A 15,655-nucleotide genomic window follows, 5' to 3' on the forward strand; every position below is an offset into this window, starting at 1 on the left:
CGAACAGGGATTGCAGGCTGGAGCTCACTCTGGGAAGGCTGGCAAACACTGCAAAGTAAACTGGACGGCTTTATTGCCGCCAAAGAGATGATGGCTTCGGGGATCAAGATCTGATCAAGAGACAGCCCTACCCGATTGTACGAAGTGGGCATTGTGGCAGTCTGCACCCTTCCCCCTGCCCTCTGCCCTCTGCCAAAGGGAGAGGGGATCATCCAGCATCGGGGATATAACGTTGGCAATGGCGTGTGAATTCGGGATATAGCCACGTAGCCAAATCGCCCTTCTCCCGCTTATTTATAAAGAATGGGGAGAAGGGCTGGGGATGAGAGGAGGAAAAAGAGATTTCGCGGTAAACGTTGGGCTTCGCTACGCTCAGCCACAACCTACACAGTCGGTAGGTTGGTGCTGAGCCTGCGAAGCACAACATACGAGATTATGGAATACATTTGTCAAGGTTTTTACGTGCTCGATGAATTAGGACAACATCTCTAGATGTACGATTATTCAATGCTGACAGCTTATAAAAAACTTCGGTATCACTACTTCTAACCAAATATTTTCCCGCAGCAGATATAGCCCAAACCAAAAGTCCAACTACTGGTTCAGAAGATAAAAGACCACCAACACCACCAATGAATCCGGTAAAATCCCAGCATGACAATCTACTCTGGTTAGATTCTAGCCTCCCAATTTCTGTACGAAGAAGAGTCATTCTCCGTTGCAACTCCTCATCACTCAAGTTTGCATAATTGCTCAGTAATGTAGATGCAAATGGGATTTCATGTCCAGAGAAAATGCGGTCCAATTCTAATACATCAATATCATTATTGAGTGTGAATACATTTTGCAAAAGTTTCCCCAACTCATTCTCACGAATATTGGATTGGTTTACTCTGACACCAGAGTACCATGCACCACAACTCTCAACCATATTTAATGCGACATTTTCTGGAGATTCAGGAGGCAAATAATGGGCTCCCAGCCCCAATGAAATTTCATAGCCTGAGCTATATAAACCAAGAAACCTAATATTTTCATTACCATAAAGGTTAGATAAGAAATCCGCGATTCCAATATTAGGGAGAGCAGTCACACCCAATTTATTCAGAAGATACTCCATACCATTCCATGACTTTGCCAGTGCAGATGCAACACGTCGAGATGAATCTGTCCCGGATACAGTAAGGGCTCGAATAAAATTAAATTGCTCATCTGTAGATAATGAATAACCAAGTAGTCCAGACTTATTTCTCATACCAACAATAGTTGAAGATGCCAATCTACGCTGAAATATTAATGCATCAGGGTCTACCTCAACGATGTCTGCAAGTAAATCCATAGAGTATCGTTTTAAATTTTGTGTTAATACAAATTTCAACCTACCTCTTCTTATTAACTCCTGCAGCTCAAATTTAGTTATTGAAAACATGCTATAAAAATCATTGTTTTTTGATGCGCAGTCGTTAAAAGGCAGTGCAATGATGATTATTTTATATAAGGACAAATACTCCCTAATGTTATTTCGAATAAACACACTTGCATCTACAAAACATGAACTTTCACCTAAAAAACTTGAAGGAATAACATCCTTAATTTCCAAATCCATATTTGTTAACAAGCTGACCCTATGATCAACCCAGAATTGCTCATCACTTTCATATTTATCTATAACCGTTTTAGGCAATTTTGGTGATAAGAAAGAACTCGCAGTAAGCATTAGATTGTGCGGATTAGCAACACGTTTATTTTCTATGTCAATTTCTTTTTCTTTTCTTGGATAATTACGAACAAGGGGATCTACTGTTATTTTTATCTCATATGCATCATAACCAAGGCCAGCCAATATAACCTCTATCTCTTTTACCTCTTCCTCTTGGGGCATAAAACGCATCTTCAATTCAAACACGTTCGTTGCATACTTATAGTCGAAATGAAATGGCTGAAACTTTTTAGGTATATGAATATTTAATTCATTTATGGCTTCAGGTAATGTAAATGGGTAACCATGAAGATTTACTTTCCCCCATGAACTACTTAAAGGTATTCTAGTCGAACCATCAGGAATCGAATCAATAAATATTGGTTCCGGGATTGCTAATGAACGATACTCTTCATATTCTTCTATTATTAGCAATTTTTGCGCTTCAATTAATTCATGAATGACTGCGAAAACATAACCATCTTTCAGATAGAGCCCTTTATAATCAAGCTCTCCATTATCAATAATAAATCGTTCGAAATCACAAACAATAGATTGAATTATGGAGGTATTGTATCCGCTTTTCTGTTCCATCTTCATTCACCAAACAGTTATTTATATAAATCACCAAGTCATTTATATCTCGTTATTTCCCTAACCAACACGCAACCTCTCCGCCAATCCGGAATAACGCTCGGTCTTTTTCCGTACCGCTTGTGCCAGCAGGGCGCGATCGCCGTAGAGATCGAGCCGGGCCTTGGCACGGGTGATGCCGGTATAGACAAGCTCGCGGGTCAGCAGCGGGCTGGGGCTGTCGGGCAGCACCAGCACGGTATGGGCAAACTCCGAACCCTGGGATTTGTGGATGGTCATGGCGTAGACAGTCTCGTGAGGTGGCAGCCGGCTGGGCAACAGGGCACGCAGGGTGCCGTCCGGCTGCTCAAACCATACCTTCAAACGGCCACTTTCATCGGGCAGGCAGAGCCCCATATCACCGTTATAGAGGCCGACCCCGTGGTCGTTGCGCACCACCATCACAGGGCGACCGGCATACCAGTCGCCATCGCGGGCAATCAGGCCGGCCCGTGACAGGGCCAGTTCGAGCCGCTCGTTAAGCCCCTCAACCCCGAACGGGCCGCCCCGCAGGGCGCAGAGGATCTGGAAGCTATTGAATGCCTTGAACACGGCGGCGGGCGCTTCCCCCGCGCGGGCCGCCTTCAGATAGCTGCCGTAACCGGCCACCCCTTGGGCAATCAGGGCCTCAAAAGCCTCCCCCGCCCAGGGGTGCAGGCTGATATCGCTAAAGCCCATGCCCCAGACCGATTCCACCGCCGTGGCATCGCCGCTGTTGCAGGCACGCGCCAACTGGCCGATGCCGGAATGCTGATCAAAGCGCCAGCTCTTGGCCAGCAAACAGAGGCTGTCGCGCACCGGTGCCCCTGCGGGCGTGCCCTGCAAGCGGTAGCCGGTCTGGCGGGAGAGCCAATCCGCCTGCGCGGGGCTGATGCCCTGCTCGATAAAGCTGCAGATATCGCCGAGCACGGCCCCCGCCTCCACCGAGGCGAGCTGATCCTTGTCGCCGAGCAGGATCAGGCGGGCGTGGCTCGGCAGTGCATCGAGCAGGCGCGCCATCATCGGCAGGTCGACCATGGAGGCCTCATCCACCACCAGCAAGTCGAGGTGCAGCGGGTTGCCCGCGTGGTGGCGGAACTGGCTGCGCCCCGGAATCACCCCGAGCAACCGGTGCAAGGTGCCCGCTTCGGTCGGGATCGCTTCGACCCACTCGGGGGGCAGATCGAGGGCCTGCAAAGCAGAACCGATACTCTCGGTGAGGCGTGCCGCCGCCTTGCCGGTGGGGGCCACCAGCCGGATCGCCGGGGCCTTGCCTGCTTGCAGGCCGGTCTCCACCAGAATGGCGAGCAGTTTGGCGACCGTGGTGGTCTTGCCGGTGCCGGGGCCGCCGGAGATCACCGCAAAGGGGCGCGCCGCCGCGGTGGCCGCCGCCAGCTTCTGGCCGTTGCAGCAAAGCGCCTCGGGCACCAGCGTATCCAGCTTGCCAAGATCGCTCGCCGCCTGGGCGCTGGCCAGCAGCACCTCGATGGCGGGCCAATCCACTTCGCTCGGGAACACCAGATCGAGATACTTCTCGATAAAGTGGCGGGCCGAGAAATCGGGGGCGAGGCGGGCCTTGAGCAGCGCCCCGAACACCAGCCCGTAGTCGCGGGCAAACAGCCGCGACAGGGCCGGGGCTATCTCCGGCCATTCGGCTCTTTCACTCAAAGCGCGCAGATGGCGGGCTACCCCCTGCTCGTGATCGTGGTGGCGGGTGAGGTAGAGCCGCCCATGCCACAGCCGCAGCGGCCAGCGCGGGGCGAGCCTCTCATCCTGTTCGGTACCAACGAGCGGGCTTGCCGCAAACAGGGCGGGCCAGCAGGCAGGATCCGCCAGATCCAGCAGCAGATCCCGGCTCTGCTGGGGATCCAGCCCGAACGGGCGCAGGGATCCGGCTGCGAGCATCTCAAGGGGCAGGCAAACATGGCCGCGCCCCAGCTCGAAGCAGGCGAGCGCCGCTCCCAGCACCAGCTCGGGGCTGCCGCCCAGATCGGCCACCAGCTTGGCAAATTGCAGATCCAGCTGGCGGATACGGCCAGCCAGTGCCAGTGCTTTTAACCGTTCAACCATCATTGCGCTGGTTGCGGAGCTAATCATGGTGCCACTCATGCCTCTACCTCATTCAATGGGTGGGATCCCGCTGCTGGCGACTCGCTGCCTGCGCTAAACAAGGTGTCGAGCCCCAACACCAGTTCACGGCTCGGGCGGGTATGGAAAATGCCCCCCTGCGGCATGCCACGCAGGAACAGATAGAAAACCCCACCAAAGTGCTGCTCGAAGTCGTAGCCCGGCAGGCGCAGGGTGAGCAGCCGGTGCAGCGCCAGCGAGTAGAGCTGGTATTGCAGGTCGTAGCGATGCTCCGCCATCGCCCGCTCCAGCGCCGGACGGCTGTAATCGGCGGCGCTCATACCGAGGTGGTTCGATTTGTAGTCGAGCAGATACCAGCGCCCCTGCCACTCGAACACCAGATCGATAAAGCCCTTGAGCATCCCCTGCACTGTGGCAAAGCTGAGCGGCTTGTTGCCCCGCGACAGCGGGTCGTGCTGCTGGCAGAGCGCGGTCAGCGCCGGTGCCGTCACCCGCCCCATGGGCAGGAAGAACTCCAGCTCCACCTGTTTGCGCTCGGGGGCCAGATCCCGCAGCCGCACCGGATCACCAAAGCCGGTATCGAGCGGAGTATCGAGCACCGCCTCCACCTGCTGTTGCAGCACCTCGGCCCAGCGCTCGTCGAAGCCGTCTTGCAGCAACAAACTGGCAATATGCTGCGCCAGCGACTCGCCACCGGCACTCTGAAAATCGATGGTCTCGAACAGGCTGTGCAGCAGGGTGCCGGGACGCGCCCCTTTCGGGAAGGTGAAGATGGAGGGCTGGGGTGCCTCCTCCTGTTGTGCTGTAGACAGTTCGGCAGCCAGCGCGGCCGCCTCGGTCACCACCTCATCATCGAAGCCGGGATTGGCGAGCACCCCCTTGCTGTGACCGTGACCCTGCGCCGCCAGCCCGGAGTAGGAGCTGATCCACCAGTCCCGCTCCAGCCGACCGGTAAAGTGGCGCACCTGCGGCTCGCCCAACTGCTCCTCTTCAGGCGGCAGCGGGGCCAGACGGGTGAGCGAGGGCTCACCGACGGCCACCCCGGGCAGCGCCTGTGACAGCTCGGTCAGGGCAGTCGCCAGCGTGGCAGCATCCCCCTCTTCGCCCTTTTGCAGCAGGTAGCCGATGGCGGTGTGGTGCAGATCGGTCTTCTCCGACTTGCCAGCTCCCGCTCGCACCGGCGCCAGCCCCAGCCAGGTGGCGTAGACGCCCCGGGTCAACGCCACGTAGAGCAGCCGCAGATCTTCGGCAAGGCGCTCGCGGTCGGCCTCCGCCAGGGAGCCCTCGGCGCCGGTCAGATCGAGAATGGTGCGATTGCCCGCCTCGTCCGCCTCGTGATAGAGCGGGGTCTCGGCGGTTCTGTGGCTGCAGATAAAGGGCAGGAACACCAGCGGGTACTCCAGCCCCTTGGATTTGTGAATGGTGACGATCTGCACCAGCTTGCGCTCGGATTCGAGCCGCAGTACCTGCTCCGCATCCTCGCCGCTCTGGCGGCTCACCGCCTCCCCCAGCCAGCGCAGCAGGGCATACTCCCCGTCCAGCTCGCTGCTCACCTGTTGCAGCAGCTCGCCGAGATGGAGGAAGTTGGTCAGCCGCCGCTCGCCATAGGGGCTCGCCAAAAGCGAAGAGGCGAGATTGCGCCGGTACAGCAGGGCCCGCAACATGGCCAGCACGCCGCGGCGATGCCAGATCGATCGGTACTCCATAAACTCCTGCACCGCGCTCTCCCACGCCCGCTCGTCCGAGGCCAGCCCATCGAGCGCCTTGGCATCCAGATCAAACAGCCCGGTCGCGAGCGCTGCCCTGAGGCTCCTCTCTTCACTCGGGTTCTGGCAGGCGTGCAAAATCAGCAGGATCTCCCGCGCCTCCGTCTGTTCCAGCACGCTCTCGCGGTTCGACAGATAGACGGAGGCGATGGCGAGCCGCGCCAGCTCCTGCTGCACCAGCTTGCCCTCGGCTCCGGTGCGCACCAGCACGGCGATATCTCCGGCTTTCACCGCCTGATCACCTATCTTTGCCTTGCCCTCGCGGGCCAGCGTCAGCAGACGGTGGATCTCGGCGGCGGTGGCGCGGGCCATCTTGCTCTGGTAATCCCCCCGATTGAAGGTGGGCTGGCCGCTCAGCTGCCAGCAGTGGAGCACTGGGGCGGTGGCACCATCGAGCAGCAGCGCCTTGCTCTTGCCCTGCGCCTCCACCGGCAGGAAGGGGATATCCGCCTCGTAGATAAAGGGATCTTTCGCCCGCTCGAACAGGCCGTTGACCGCCCCTACCAGCGCACTGCTGGAGCGCCAGTTGCGCCCAAGAGTGTAGTGGGCGCTCACATTTCGCCGCGCCTGAATGTAGGTAAAGATGTCAGCGCCGCGAAAGCCGTAGATGGCCTGCTTGGGGTCACCGATCATCAAGAGCGCCGTGTCGCTATGACCGCCGTAAAGACGATGGAAGATACGGTACTGCTGGGGGTCGGTATCCTGAAATTCATCTATCATCGCCACCCGGTAGGTGGCACGAATGCGATCGCAGAGCCGCTCGCCAAGGCCCGAGCCGAGCGCCCCGTCGAGATCTTTGAGCAGGTCATCGAACGAGAGCTGATGGGCCTGACGCTTGCTCGCCTGCATCCGGCTGCGCACCACCACCGCCGCCCGTTGCAGGATCAGATCCCGAATACCGGGGCGGCTCGCCAGCAGCTCGTCGATCTGGCTAAACAGCGGCAGGGTCGGCACTGCGCCCCCCTTCTTGAGGTTCTCCTCCAGCACCGTCTGGCCGAAGCGCTCCAGCTCCTTCGGGATGGCATAGCCGCTGCTCTCGTCCTGCGCCCAGTCGGCTATCTTGGCGAGCCAGCTTTCGTAGTTTTTGCCGGTATAGCGGCTGATCTGGCCATCGGTCTGACGGCGGATCTCGTCCGTCTGCGCCAACCATTCGCGCTTCACCACCTCAATGCGGGCCATAGCTGCCTGATGGCGAGCGGCGAGGGTCTCATCCCCCAAGGCCGGGTGGATCTCCAGCTCGCTGTTGTCGAGCCAGCTGCTCATCTCCCGCAGCAGGGCGGCGGGGCTCGGCCAGAGCACGCGCACCGAGCTGGCGAGGGTCTTATCCACCGGATAGAACTCGGCGCGCCAGTAGTCGCTCACCGCCTGCAGCCTGAGCTGGCTGTCGTCGGTGAGAAATTCGGTTTCAAAGAGGGCGCCCGACTCGAAAGCGTTCTGCTTGAGCATCCGCTGGCAGAAGCCGTGGATGGTAAAGACCGCCGCCTCGTCCATCTGCCGCTCGGCGGCCAGCAGGCGACGGGCCGCCAGCTCGTGATCCTCCACCTCGACCAGCAACTGGGCCAGCAACGCATCCTTGCTTTCACCGCGCATAAAGGCGAGGCGCGCCTCGTGGATGCGACCGCGGATCCGCCCCCGCAGCTCGGCGGTGGCCGCTTCGGTAAAGGTCACCACCAGGATCTCGGTCACCGACAGCGGCCGTTCGTGGGCGCTCGGCTGACCGGCATCGGCCCCCTCTTCAATGAGCGGGCCGTGGCCCAGCAGCAGGCGCAGGTAGAGACCGGCGATAGTGTAGGTCTTGCCGGTACCGGCAGAGGCTTCAATCAGTCGTTCACCATGGAGGGGAAAACGCAGGGTATTGAGCGGGTTAGCCATTATTTCAGCTCCTCCAGGGTCTTGAGCAGCGGGGTCAGGTGTTCACGGGCCAGAGCCTGCAACTGCCCCAGCACCTCGTCATCGAGTTCGGGGAAGCAGCGGGCAACATAAGGGTCTTCCCCTTCCCCCTTGATCATCCAGCCGCCGTTGAAACGGGTGAGGGCCGCTTTGTCGGCTGCCTCCGGCTTGTCGGGATCCTTCTCGATCGCCTTGAGCCAATCCCAGGCGGTGTTGGGGAAGAAGGGCAGCGGCCGCTTCATCCCCTGCGCCCAGCACGCCACCAGCGCCGCCAGCTTGGGCCGCGCCTCATCGGCCGAGAGCTTGGGCAACCGCAGACTCTGTTTGGCATCGAACAGCAGGGTGTCGCCAGGGGCACAGCTCAATGAGAGACAGAGGTGCTGGATCCAGCCCAGCAGCAGATCCTTGCCGTTGAAGCTGCCGGGTTTGACCACCAGCAAACGCCCCTTCTGGGTGTCGATCCACCCTTGCAGCTGGCCCTGAGTGAGGGAGATATCGATCTCCACCGCCTGTTTTTCTGACTCATTGGCCGCAACCCAGGGCCGTAACCGATCGGCCAGCTTGCCCATCTCTGCATCCAGATCGTCCAGCAGCAGGCTGCCGAACCACCCTTGCGGCAGCAGGCCGGTAAGCTGCAACCGCTCGCGGCGTTTGCTCACGCTGTCGCTCCGCTCTGGACTATCCCCCTCTGCCAGATGGGCATCGAGCAGCAGATCTTTCAGCTGATAATGTTGCAGCCCATCCAGCTCGAACGGCTCGCTGTCCTCGATGTTGGCCTCATTCAACTCAAACCAAACCTTGAGGCGACGGTTGAGGAAATATTTGGTGGGCTGCCGATAGAAGCGCAGCAGCTCCGCCAGCTCCAACCCCTGCTCCTTGCCCCCCCCTCTGTTCCAATCTGGCGGCAACGGCAGCTCGCCGCTCTGGAAGTTGGCCGCGCCGCGCACCGGGTTAAGGGCGGGCAGCCAATCGGCGGCATAGGTAAAGAGGCCGGATCCCGCCTGTGGGTAGAAGTAATTTCGGCTGTAGGGGGTGAGCGGGTGCGCCACCATCAGGTGGTTGAGCAGCCGCTTGCCGGAGGTTTCGTCATCGAGGCTCTCATCCCCCGCCAGCACAAAGCCCTGCCGCACATAGTCGATCAGTTCCGCCAGCAGCACGGAGGGCACCTTGTCGCTGTTGTCCTGCGCGCTGAACCCCTGATAGCTGATGTAGAGCCCCTGCTGGGCACTGAGCAGTGCCTCGAGGAACAGGTAGCGGTCGTCATCGCGGCGGGAGCGATCCCCGCGCCGCGATGCCACCGCCATCAGATCGAATCCCATGGGAGCCAGGGTGCGCGGGTAGACGCCATCGTTCATGCCGAGCAGGCAGACCTGTTTGAAGGGGATGGAGCGCATCGGCATCAGGGTGCAGAAGTTGACCTGACCGGCGAGGAAGCGCTGGCTGGAGCGGGACTCCCCCAGCACGCTGCCGAGATAATCCTGCAACAGGTCGGCGGTGATGGGTTGATCGAAGCGGGCCTCGCCGAGCTGGGTCTGCCACTCGGCCAGCTGGCTGCGAATGAGCTGGAGCTGACGCTCTTCCTCCTCGTCGGCCAGATAGAAGCGCTCCAGCAGCGCCAGCAGGCAGCCGTTCCACTCGGCCAGCGGCTGCGCCTGTTGCAAGCGGGGCAGGAATTCGGCCAGCGAATCGACAAACCAGGCGAGCTTGCCGAGCGCCAGCCCCTGCTGACCTTCGATATCGGCGTAGGGCAAAATGCCCGCCACCGGCTCGCCATCCCCCATGGCAAAGCCGAGCAGCATGCGGCGCAGGCCGAACAGCCAGCTGTTGCCGGACATGGGTGGCAGATCGAACCGGACGGGGTAGCCGTCATCCAGCCCCCAGCGAATGCCGGTCTCCTGCACCCAGACCCGCAGCTGGTTGAACTCGTCGTCATCCAGTTCGAAGCGGCGCAGCACGGCGGGCACCTCGAGAATGGCGAGCAGCTCGCCCGCCCCGAAGCGGGCGTTGGGCAACCTGAGCAGGGCGAGGAAGCTTTGCAGCAGCGGGCTCTCCTGACTCGCCGCCCGATCCGATACCGCAAACGGGATCTGACCCCGCGCGCCACTCTTTTCTTTACCAAAAACCGCCTGAATGTAGGGGCCGTAGCTGTTCACATCCGGCATCATCACCACCACATCTTTCGGGGTGAGGGACGGGTCCTGCTCGAACAGCGCCAGCAGCCGGTCGTGCAGCACTTCAAGTTCCCGCATCGGGCCGTGGCAGGCGTGGATCTGCAAGGATCCATCCGCCGGATCGATCGGGCTCTTGTGATGGCTGCTGTCGAGATCAAATTGGCCCTCGCCCCGCGAACCTAGCTCCAGCACATCCTTCTGAATGGCGCGCAGCAGGCTGACATTGCCCTTGGCATCCACCTCATCGATATCGACGAAAGCCTCGATTTGCGGCACCTCCAGCTCCATCAGCTGATGCAGGTAGTCGCGCCCCAGCTTGCCCATGGAGGCGAGCAGCGGGTTGGCGGGGCCCTGCAACGTCTCGATATCGGTACCGGGCTTGAGCTTGTTTTCGAGCCGCGCCAGGGTTTTGCGATCGAGCAGATCCCCCCAGTAGTAGCGACAGGGGTTGGTGACGAACAGGTGCACCTCCACCTCAGGTCGGCTACCGAGGGCCAGCAGCGCCTCCACATAGCGCGGCGGCAACGCCGAGATGCCGAACACAAAGACCCGCTGCGGCAGCTTGCCCGGCAGATCCAAGGTGCGTTGCAGCTCGTGGATAAACTCCTCGTAGAGGTTGGCTCTGTGGTAGCCGCTCGGGGAGAGCGCCAGGGTGCGGGCCACCAGCTCGCGCCACAGCTCGGGCTGCCAATCCTGACCGCTCACATCGGCCAGCTCCTGACTCAATCCTTCGCCCTCTTCCCAGCGGGCGATCCAGTCCGACCGGTAGACCAGATACTGGTCAAACAGATCCGCCACCTTCTGGCAGAGCTGCCACAGCCGCACCTGCTCGGGATCCTTGGCGGGATCCGCGTCATCCCCACCGCCCAGATAGGCGGCCAGCGGCGCAAAGGCGGGCCTGTCCAGCAAGGCAGGCAGAATGGTCATCAGCTGCCAGCTCATGGATCCCTTGTTGTAGGGGCTTATGCGAGGCACATCCGCCAACACCCGGGTGAACATATCCCAGATGAAGCTGGCGGGCAGCGGAAAGTCGATATTGGCGGCGATGCCGAAGGCTTTGGCCAGCTCCAGCTTGAGCCACTGGGCCATGCCCGGACTCTGCACCAGGATCTGCTCCCGATCGAAAGGGTGAGAGAGAGGAGCCTGCCGGATGCGGCTCACCAACAGCTCCTTGAGCAGATCCAGCTGATTGGAGTGGTAGAGGGTAAACATGGACGACTCCCGCCAATTCAAAAGAGGGGTGAGTGCGAGAAAAGGTGAGTTATTCCCGTCACTTCACACGAAATGGGATTGTCGGGGATCGGGGGGGAAGATGCAAAAGGCGCTTGTTGCCGCAGATCACGTCGCCATCATGCGGGGCGGGAGAGGGTCAATGGCGGACATAAAAAAGCCGGTGCTGCTGCACCGGCCAAAAAGCGTTGGAAAACTCCCGCTATCCGGGTATTACCAGTTCTTGCCGAGGCGGGCATCCAGACTGAAGGCCCCTGCACCGGCCGCCGCCAGGGCCAGGAAACCACCGACCACGGAGACGTTCTTCATAAACATCAGCATCTGCATCTGATCCGCAGGCTGATAGTGGAAAATAAAGGAGGCCATCAGGGTGAAACCGGCCATCAGCACCGAGATGCTGCGGCTGAACAGACCCAGCATGATGGCAAGGCCACCACCCAGCTCCAGCAGGATCACCAGCGGCAGAATGAATCCGGGCACACCCATGGCTTCCATGTAACCCTGGGTACCGGCATAACCGCCGATCTTGGCCCAGCCAGCTTTTACGAACATCAGTGCCAGCAGTACGCGACCCACCAGCAGTGCCAAATCTTTCATCTTGTCCATTTCAAACTCCTCGTTTTATGTCAAATCACCGCTGACTGCTTCAGGGTAGGTCAAATAACAGGGCTTGGCTGGCACTCATTGCCACCAGATCCCAGTTGGGTTCATCACGACTGAGTACCCCGTCGCCGGGTCGGGCAGCCAGACCATTGGCGGTCAACTCCCCTGAAATCATCTGCAGATAACCGTGTCGGCCGGCCAGCGCCCAAGCGAGACTCTCACCGGGTTCAAGCTGCAGCCGCCATATGCGGGCCTGCTGGCGGATCCTGAAGGATCCCGCTTCGCCATCCGGGGACGCCACCAGCGTCAGACCGGGTCTGGCTTCAATCTTCTTCTGCTGATATCCGGGTGTCGTGCCGTGTTCATTCGGCTCGATCCAGATTTGCAACAGGGAGAGCGGCTCGGTCTGCGAGGGGTTGTACTCGCTGTGCCGGATGCCGGACCCTGCGCTCATCAGCTGGAAATCCCCTGCCGGGATCTGCTCGGCGTGGCCGAGGCTGTCCTTGTGCTCTATGGTGCCTTGCAGCACGCAGGTCAGGATCTCCATGTTGGCGTGAGGGTGAGTGGCGAATCCGCCACCCGGTGCAACCAGATCCTGATTGATGACCCGCAGCACCGAGTGTCCCATCCAGTCAGGGTCATAGTAGTGCCCGAAGGAGAAACTGTGGCGCGCATCCAGCCAGCCGAAATTGGCCTTGCCGCGCGCTTCTGAGGCTCTCAATGTCATCATGGTGTGCTCCTCACGTTCCGAAACGGTTGATTAACGCTGTTTGCCGCTGCCGATGCCAAACGGGATGCGGTAGTCACTGCTCTGATCCCCGAGGCTGACAGTCAGCGTACCCTGAGTGCGGCTCGGAAGCTGCACCTGCTGGGTCCCAGTCAGGTTGGCGTGGACTGATGCCAGCACATCGCCAGACTCGTCACGCACTTCCAGCATGGGGTTGGCCTTGCCATCCACAGTGGCGGTCGCATGCCAGTTCACAAACAGCACACCCGGGGCGGCGTTGAGATCTGCGGGAACGGAAGCCTGTGCAAAACCAGCGGTCATCAGGCCTGCAACGGCCAGCATCTTGATTACATTTTTCATGTTCGTTCACTCTCTTGGTTTTTATGTCATTGCCAAGGCCGGCTCGGCCAGAATCAATGCATCCATGCAAGAGGTTATTCAAATAGTATGTTGTTCTTTCACCGACATCAGACATCACTCTTTATGATATCACAGCCCGGAACTACCGTTTATTTGGCCGCCAGGCCTTCCTGCCTAAGCGTTGATTGAATATTAAAGACACTTGGCCTAAGTTGTTAGCGAGATAAACTGGTAAACATGTTCAAAAAAATTGAAGGTATGAAATGGCCAAGGAATCGAACAAGGAACGGGCGCTGACCCTGGAAGCCATCCGGGTACTGGATGCCATCGATCGCCGTGGCAGCTTCGCGGCGGCCGCCGACGAGCTGGGCAAGGTCCCCTCGGCGCTGAGCTACACGGTACAGAAACTGGAAGACGAGCTGGACGCCATGCTGTTTGATCGCAGCGGTCACAGAACCAAGTTCACCCCGGCCGGCCGCATGCTGCTGGAGCAAGGCCGGGTACTGCTGGCCGCTGCCGAGCATCTGGTGGGTGAAACCCGGGCGCTGGCCCGTGGCTGGGAGACAGACATCACCATCGCCGTCGATGCCCTGATGCCGCTGCAGACGCTCTATCCCCTGGTCGAAAGGTTGGCCGAGCTGACGGATACCCGGTTGAGGTTTCGCGCCGAGGTGCTGGCAGGCAGCTGGGAGTGTCTGGAAGATGGCCGCGCCGACCTGCTCATCTCCTCCCTCAACCCCGATATCATGCTGACAGGCGTCAAGCATCAGGTGCTGCAGGAAGAGGTGATGCTCTACGTCGCCCACCCGGATCACCCGCTGCACCAGGAGCCCGAGCCCCTAGCGGACGAAACCCTGCGCCGCTACCGCGCCATCGCAGTGGCGGACTCTGCGCTGCGCAAGCCGGTGCTCACCTATCGCCTGCTCGACAAGCAGCCACGCCTCACCGTCAGTACCATGACGGAGAAGCGCGATGCCCTGCTGGCGGGGATAGGCGTCGGCACCATGCCGCTGAGCTGGATAGAAGAGGACATCAAGGCGGGCCGCCTCAAGGTGATCAGCCCCGAATATCGTCACCAGATCCAGGTCGTGCTGGCCTGGCGGCGCGATACCATGGGCAAGGCCAAGAGCTGGCTGGTACGGGAGATCCCCAAGCTGTTTCCCGGCAAGGGGGAGTGAGGCCGGGGAGCCTTTGGTATGACAGATGGAGGCGGAGCCCGCCTCCGCTTGACGGTGGGTGCACATTCGGGGAAAAGAAAAAAGCGGACCTCTTGCGAGTTCCGCTCAATGCCAGGAAAGAATAAAAACCTTTCGGTTTAAAAAACCCTTAAATTGGAAGCAAACAATCGATTTCTCAACCAGGAAGGTCTTGAATCCGATTCGTTTTGAATTATGCGCGATGTTTTATGCACCACCAGAAAAATGTTGAATGGTTGAAAGATATGCACCGCAGAGTATCACTATCTGCAACCTTCACCCTTGACTGGTCTGGCCATTTCAATCGATTACGACGGGTTTATTTCCTCTGGTTTTTTTAAGTGTCAATATCTGAGCCCACAACGACAAAATCACTCAATTTCTGACACAACATAAAGATGCAGATAAAGGAATAGTTGCATGACCTACAGCCAGACCCTGGCCAACAATATTCTCGACACCCTGAAGAAGACCCTGACCGACAAGGGGATCCGCTATCAGACCCTGGCAGAGGCGATGGGCGTCTCCATCGCCACCGTGAAACGGATGATGAACAAGCCCTCCCTGCCGTTCGATACTCTGCTGGAGATCTGCCACTTGGTGGGGCTGTCATTCGAGGAGCTGCTGGATCGCACTCAGGACGCCCAGAGCCGCCGCGCCGTCTTCACCCAGGAGCAAGACGAGGCGTTTCACAACGAGCCGGGGCTCTACGCCTTTCTCGCCAATATCTTCTGGCGCGACAAGACGTTGATCGATCTCAAGCGGGAGTACAGCCTGACCGATGCCTCCTGCTACCTCTACCTGCGCAAGCTGGAGAAGCTCGACATTTTGCAGCTCGGCATCGACAACAGTTACCACTTCCTCATCAGCGAGCGCATCAGCTTCGAGCAGCACAGCCGCTTCGCCCGCCAGCAGGCACGGCAGGCAATGTCGGTGCTGGGAGAGTATCTGGTGGAGAACATGCACAAGCCGAACAATTACATGGCGCTCTGCCAGCTGCACCTCAACGAGAGCGAGGCGATGGCGCTGATCGATCGGATGAAGGAGTACTGGCATCAGGAGCTCAAGCTCAACCGCCCCGCCATCGGTCAGCAGGAGCACGCCAAGACCTACACCATGTCGCTGCAACTGGCGGATTGTGGCTATCACAGCTTCGACGACATGATCCCCAATATCGACAACTGATCAGTAAGCGCCCCTGAATCAGCACCTGTTTTTACTGAGATCACCTCGGCACACTGAAACCCATCGTATCTACGTTGGGATTTCCGCTATGACCACTCAAGAACGCGTTGATTTTTGGCAGCGCCAGA

The 15,655-nt window shown here is 59.0% G+C and carries 9 protein-coding genes; 2 read left to right on the forward strand and 7 right to left on the reverse strand.

Annotation, left to right across the window (positions count from 1 at the left end; translation table 11 throughout):
* Positions 1 to 433: 433 nt before the first annotated feature.
* The 7 genes from GWQ22_RS18695 to GWQ22_RS18725 all read right to left on the reverse strand — a co-directional run bounded on the left by GWQ22_RS18695 (position 434) and on the right by GWQ22_RS18725 (position 13,146).
* A complete protein-coding gene (locus tag GWQ22_RS18695) occupies positions 434 to 2,293 on the reverse strand; it encodes a hypothetical protein (RefSeq protein ID WP_275931244.1) in 1,860 nt (619 codons plus the stop codon).
* Positions 2,294 to 2,353: 60 nt separating this feature from the next.
* Positions 2,354 to 4,420, reverse strand: a complete 2,067-nt coding sequence (recD, locus tag GWQ22_RS18700; RefSeq protein WP_275931245.1) for an exodeoxyribonuclease V subunit alpha — start codon at positions 4,418 to 4,420, stop codon at positions 2,354 to 2,356.
* Positions 4,417 to 8,037, reverse strand: a complete 3,621-nt coding sequence (gene recB, locus GWQ22_RS18705) for an exodeoxyribonuclease V subunit beta (protein ID WP_275931246.1) — start codon at positions 8,035 to 8,037, stop codon at positions 4,417 to 4,419. Before recB ends, recD begins: the two co-directional genes overlap by 4 nt.
* Complete coding sequence (recC, locus tag GWQ22_RS18710; protein WP_275931247.1) at positions 8,037 to 11,438, reverse strand: exodeoxyribonuclease V subunit gamma; 3,402 nt, start codon at positions 11,436 to 11,438, stop codon at positions 8,037 to 8,039. The genes recB and recC overlap by 1 nt, the downstream gene beginning before the upstream one ends.
* A 231-nt stretch (positions 11,439 to 11,669) precedes the next feature.
* A complete protein-coding gene (locus GWQ22_RS18715; protein WP_275931248.1) occupies positions 11,670 to 12,062 on the reverse strand; it encodes a DoxX family protein in 393 nt (130 codons plus the stop codon).
* 40 nt (positions 12,063 to 12,102) lie between these two features.
* Complete coding sequence (locus tag GWQ22_RS18720) at positions 12,103 to 12,789, reverse strand: pirin family protein (RefSeq protein ID WP_108537702.1); 687 nt, start codon at positions 12,787 to 12,789, stop codon at positions 12,103 to 12,105.
* A gap of 30 nt (positions 12,790 to 12,819) precedes the next feature.
* Entirely contained in the window at positions 12,820 to 13,146 is a 327-nt protein-coding gene (locus tag GWQ22_RS18725; protein ID WP_042039275.1) for a hypothetical protein, read from the reverse strand.
* 263 nt (positions 13,147 to 13,409) lie between these two features.
* Between GWQ22_RS18725 and GWQ22_RS18730 the strand changes: the two genes are divergently transcribed.
* On the forward strand, positions 13,410 to 14,324 hold the full coding sequence (locus GWQ22_RS18730; protein ID WP_042039274.1) for a LysR family transcriptional regulator: 915 nt from the start codon (positions 13,410 to 13,412) through the stop codon (positions 14,322 to 14,324).
* Positions 14,325 to 14,762: 438 nt separating this feature from the next.
* Entirely contained in the window at positions 14,763 to 15,527 is a 765-nt protein-coding gene (locus tag GWQ22_RS18735; protein ID WP_275931249.1) for a helix-turn-helix transcriptional regulator, read from the forward strand.
* Positions 15,528 to 15,655 lie beyond the last annotated feature (128 nt).

The organism is Aeromonas sp. 1HA1 (assembly GCF_029237385.1).
Lineage (GTDB): Bacteria > Pseudomonadota > Gammaproteobacteria > Enterobacterales > Aeromonadaceae > Aeromonas > Aeromonas popoffii.

What these genes read in the sequence shown, in the direction of transcription:
- GWQ22_RS18720 (WP_108537702.1), bottom strand. Translation starts at nt 12,789, where the DNA reads ATGATGACATTGAGAGCCTCAGAAGCGCGCGGCAAGGCCAATTTCGGC.
- recD (WP_275931245.1), bottom strand. Translation starts at nt 4,420, where the DNA reads ATGAGTGGCACCATGATTAGCTCCGCAACCAGCGCAATGATGGTTGAA.
- GWQ22_RS18695 (WP_275931244.1), bottom strand. Translation starts at nt 2,293, where the DNA reads ATGGAACAGAAAAGCGGATACAATACCTCCATAATTCAATCTATTGTT.
- GWQ22_RS18730 (WP_042039274.1), top strand. Translation starts at nt 13,410, where the DNA reads ATGGCCAAGGAATCGAACAAGGAACGGGCGCTGACCCTGGAAGCCATC.
- GWQ22_RS18725 (WP_042039275.1), bottom strand. Translation starts at nt 13,146, where the DNA reads ATGAAAAATGTAATCAAGATGCTGGCCGTTGCAGGCCTGATGACCGCT.
- recC (WP_275931247.1), bottom strand. Translation starts at nt 11,438, where the DNA reads ATGTTTACCCTCTACCACTCCAATCAGCTGGATCTGCTCAAGGAGCTG.
- recB (WP_275931246.1), bottom strand. Translation starts at nt 8,037, where the DNA reads ATGGCTAACCCGCTCAATACCCTGCGTTTTCCCCTCCATGGTGAACGA.
- GWQ22_RS18715 (WP_275931248.1), bottom strand. Translation starts at nt 12,062, where the DNA reads ATGGACAAGATGAAAGATTTGGCACTGCTGGTGGGTCGCGTACTGCTG.
- GWQ22_RS18735 (WP_275931249.1), top strand. Translation starts at nt 14,763, where the DNA reads ATGACCTACAGCCAGACCCTGGCCAACAATATTCTCGACACCCTGAAG.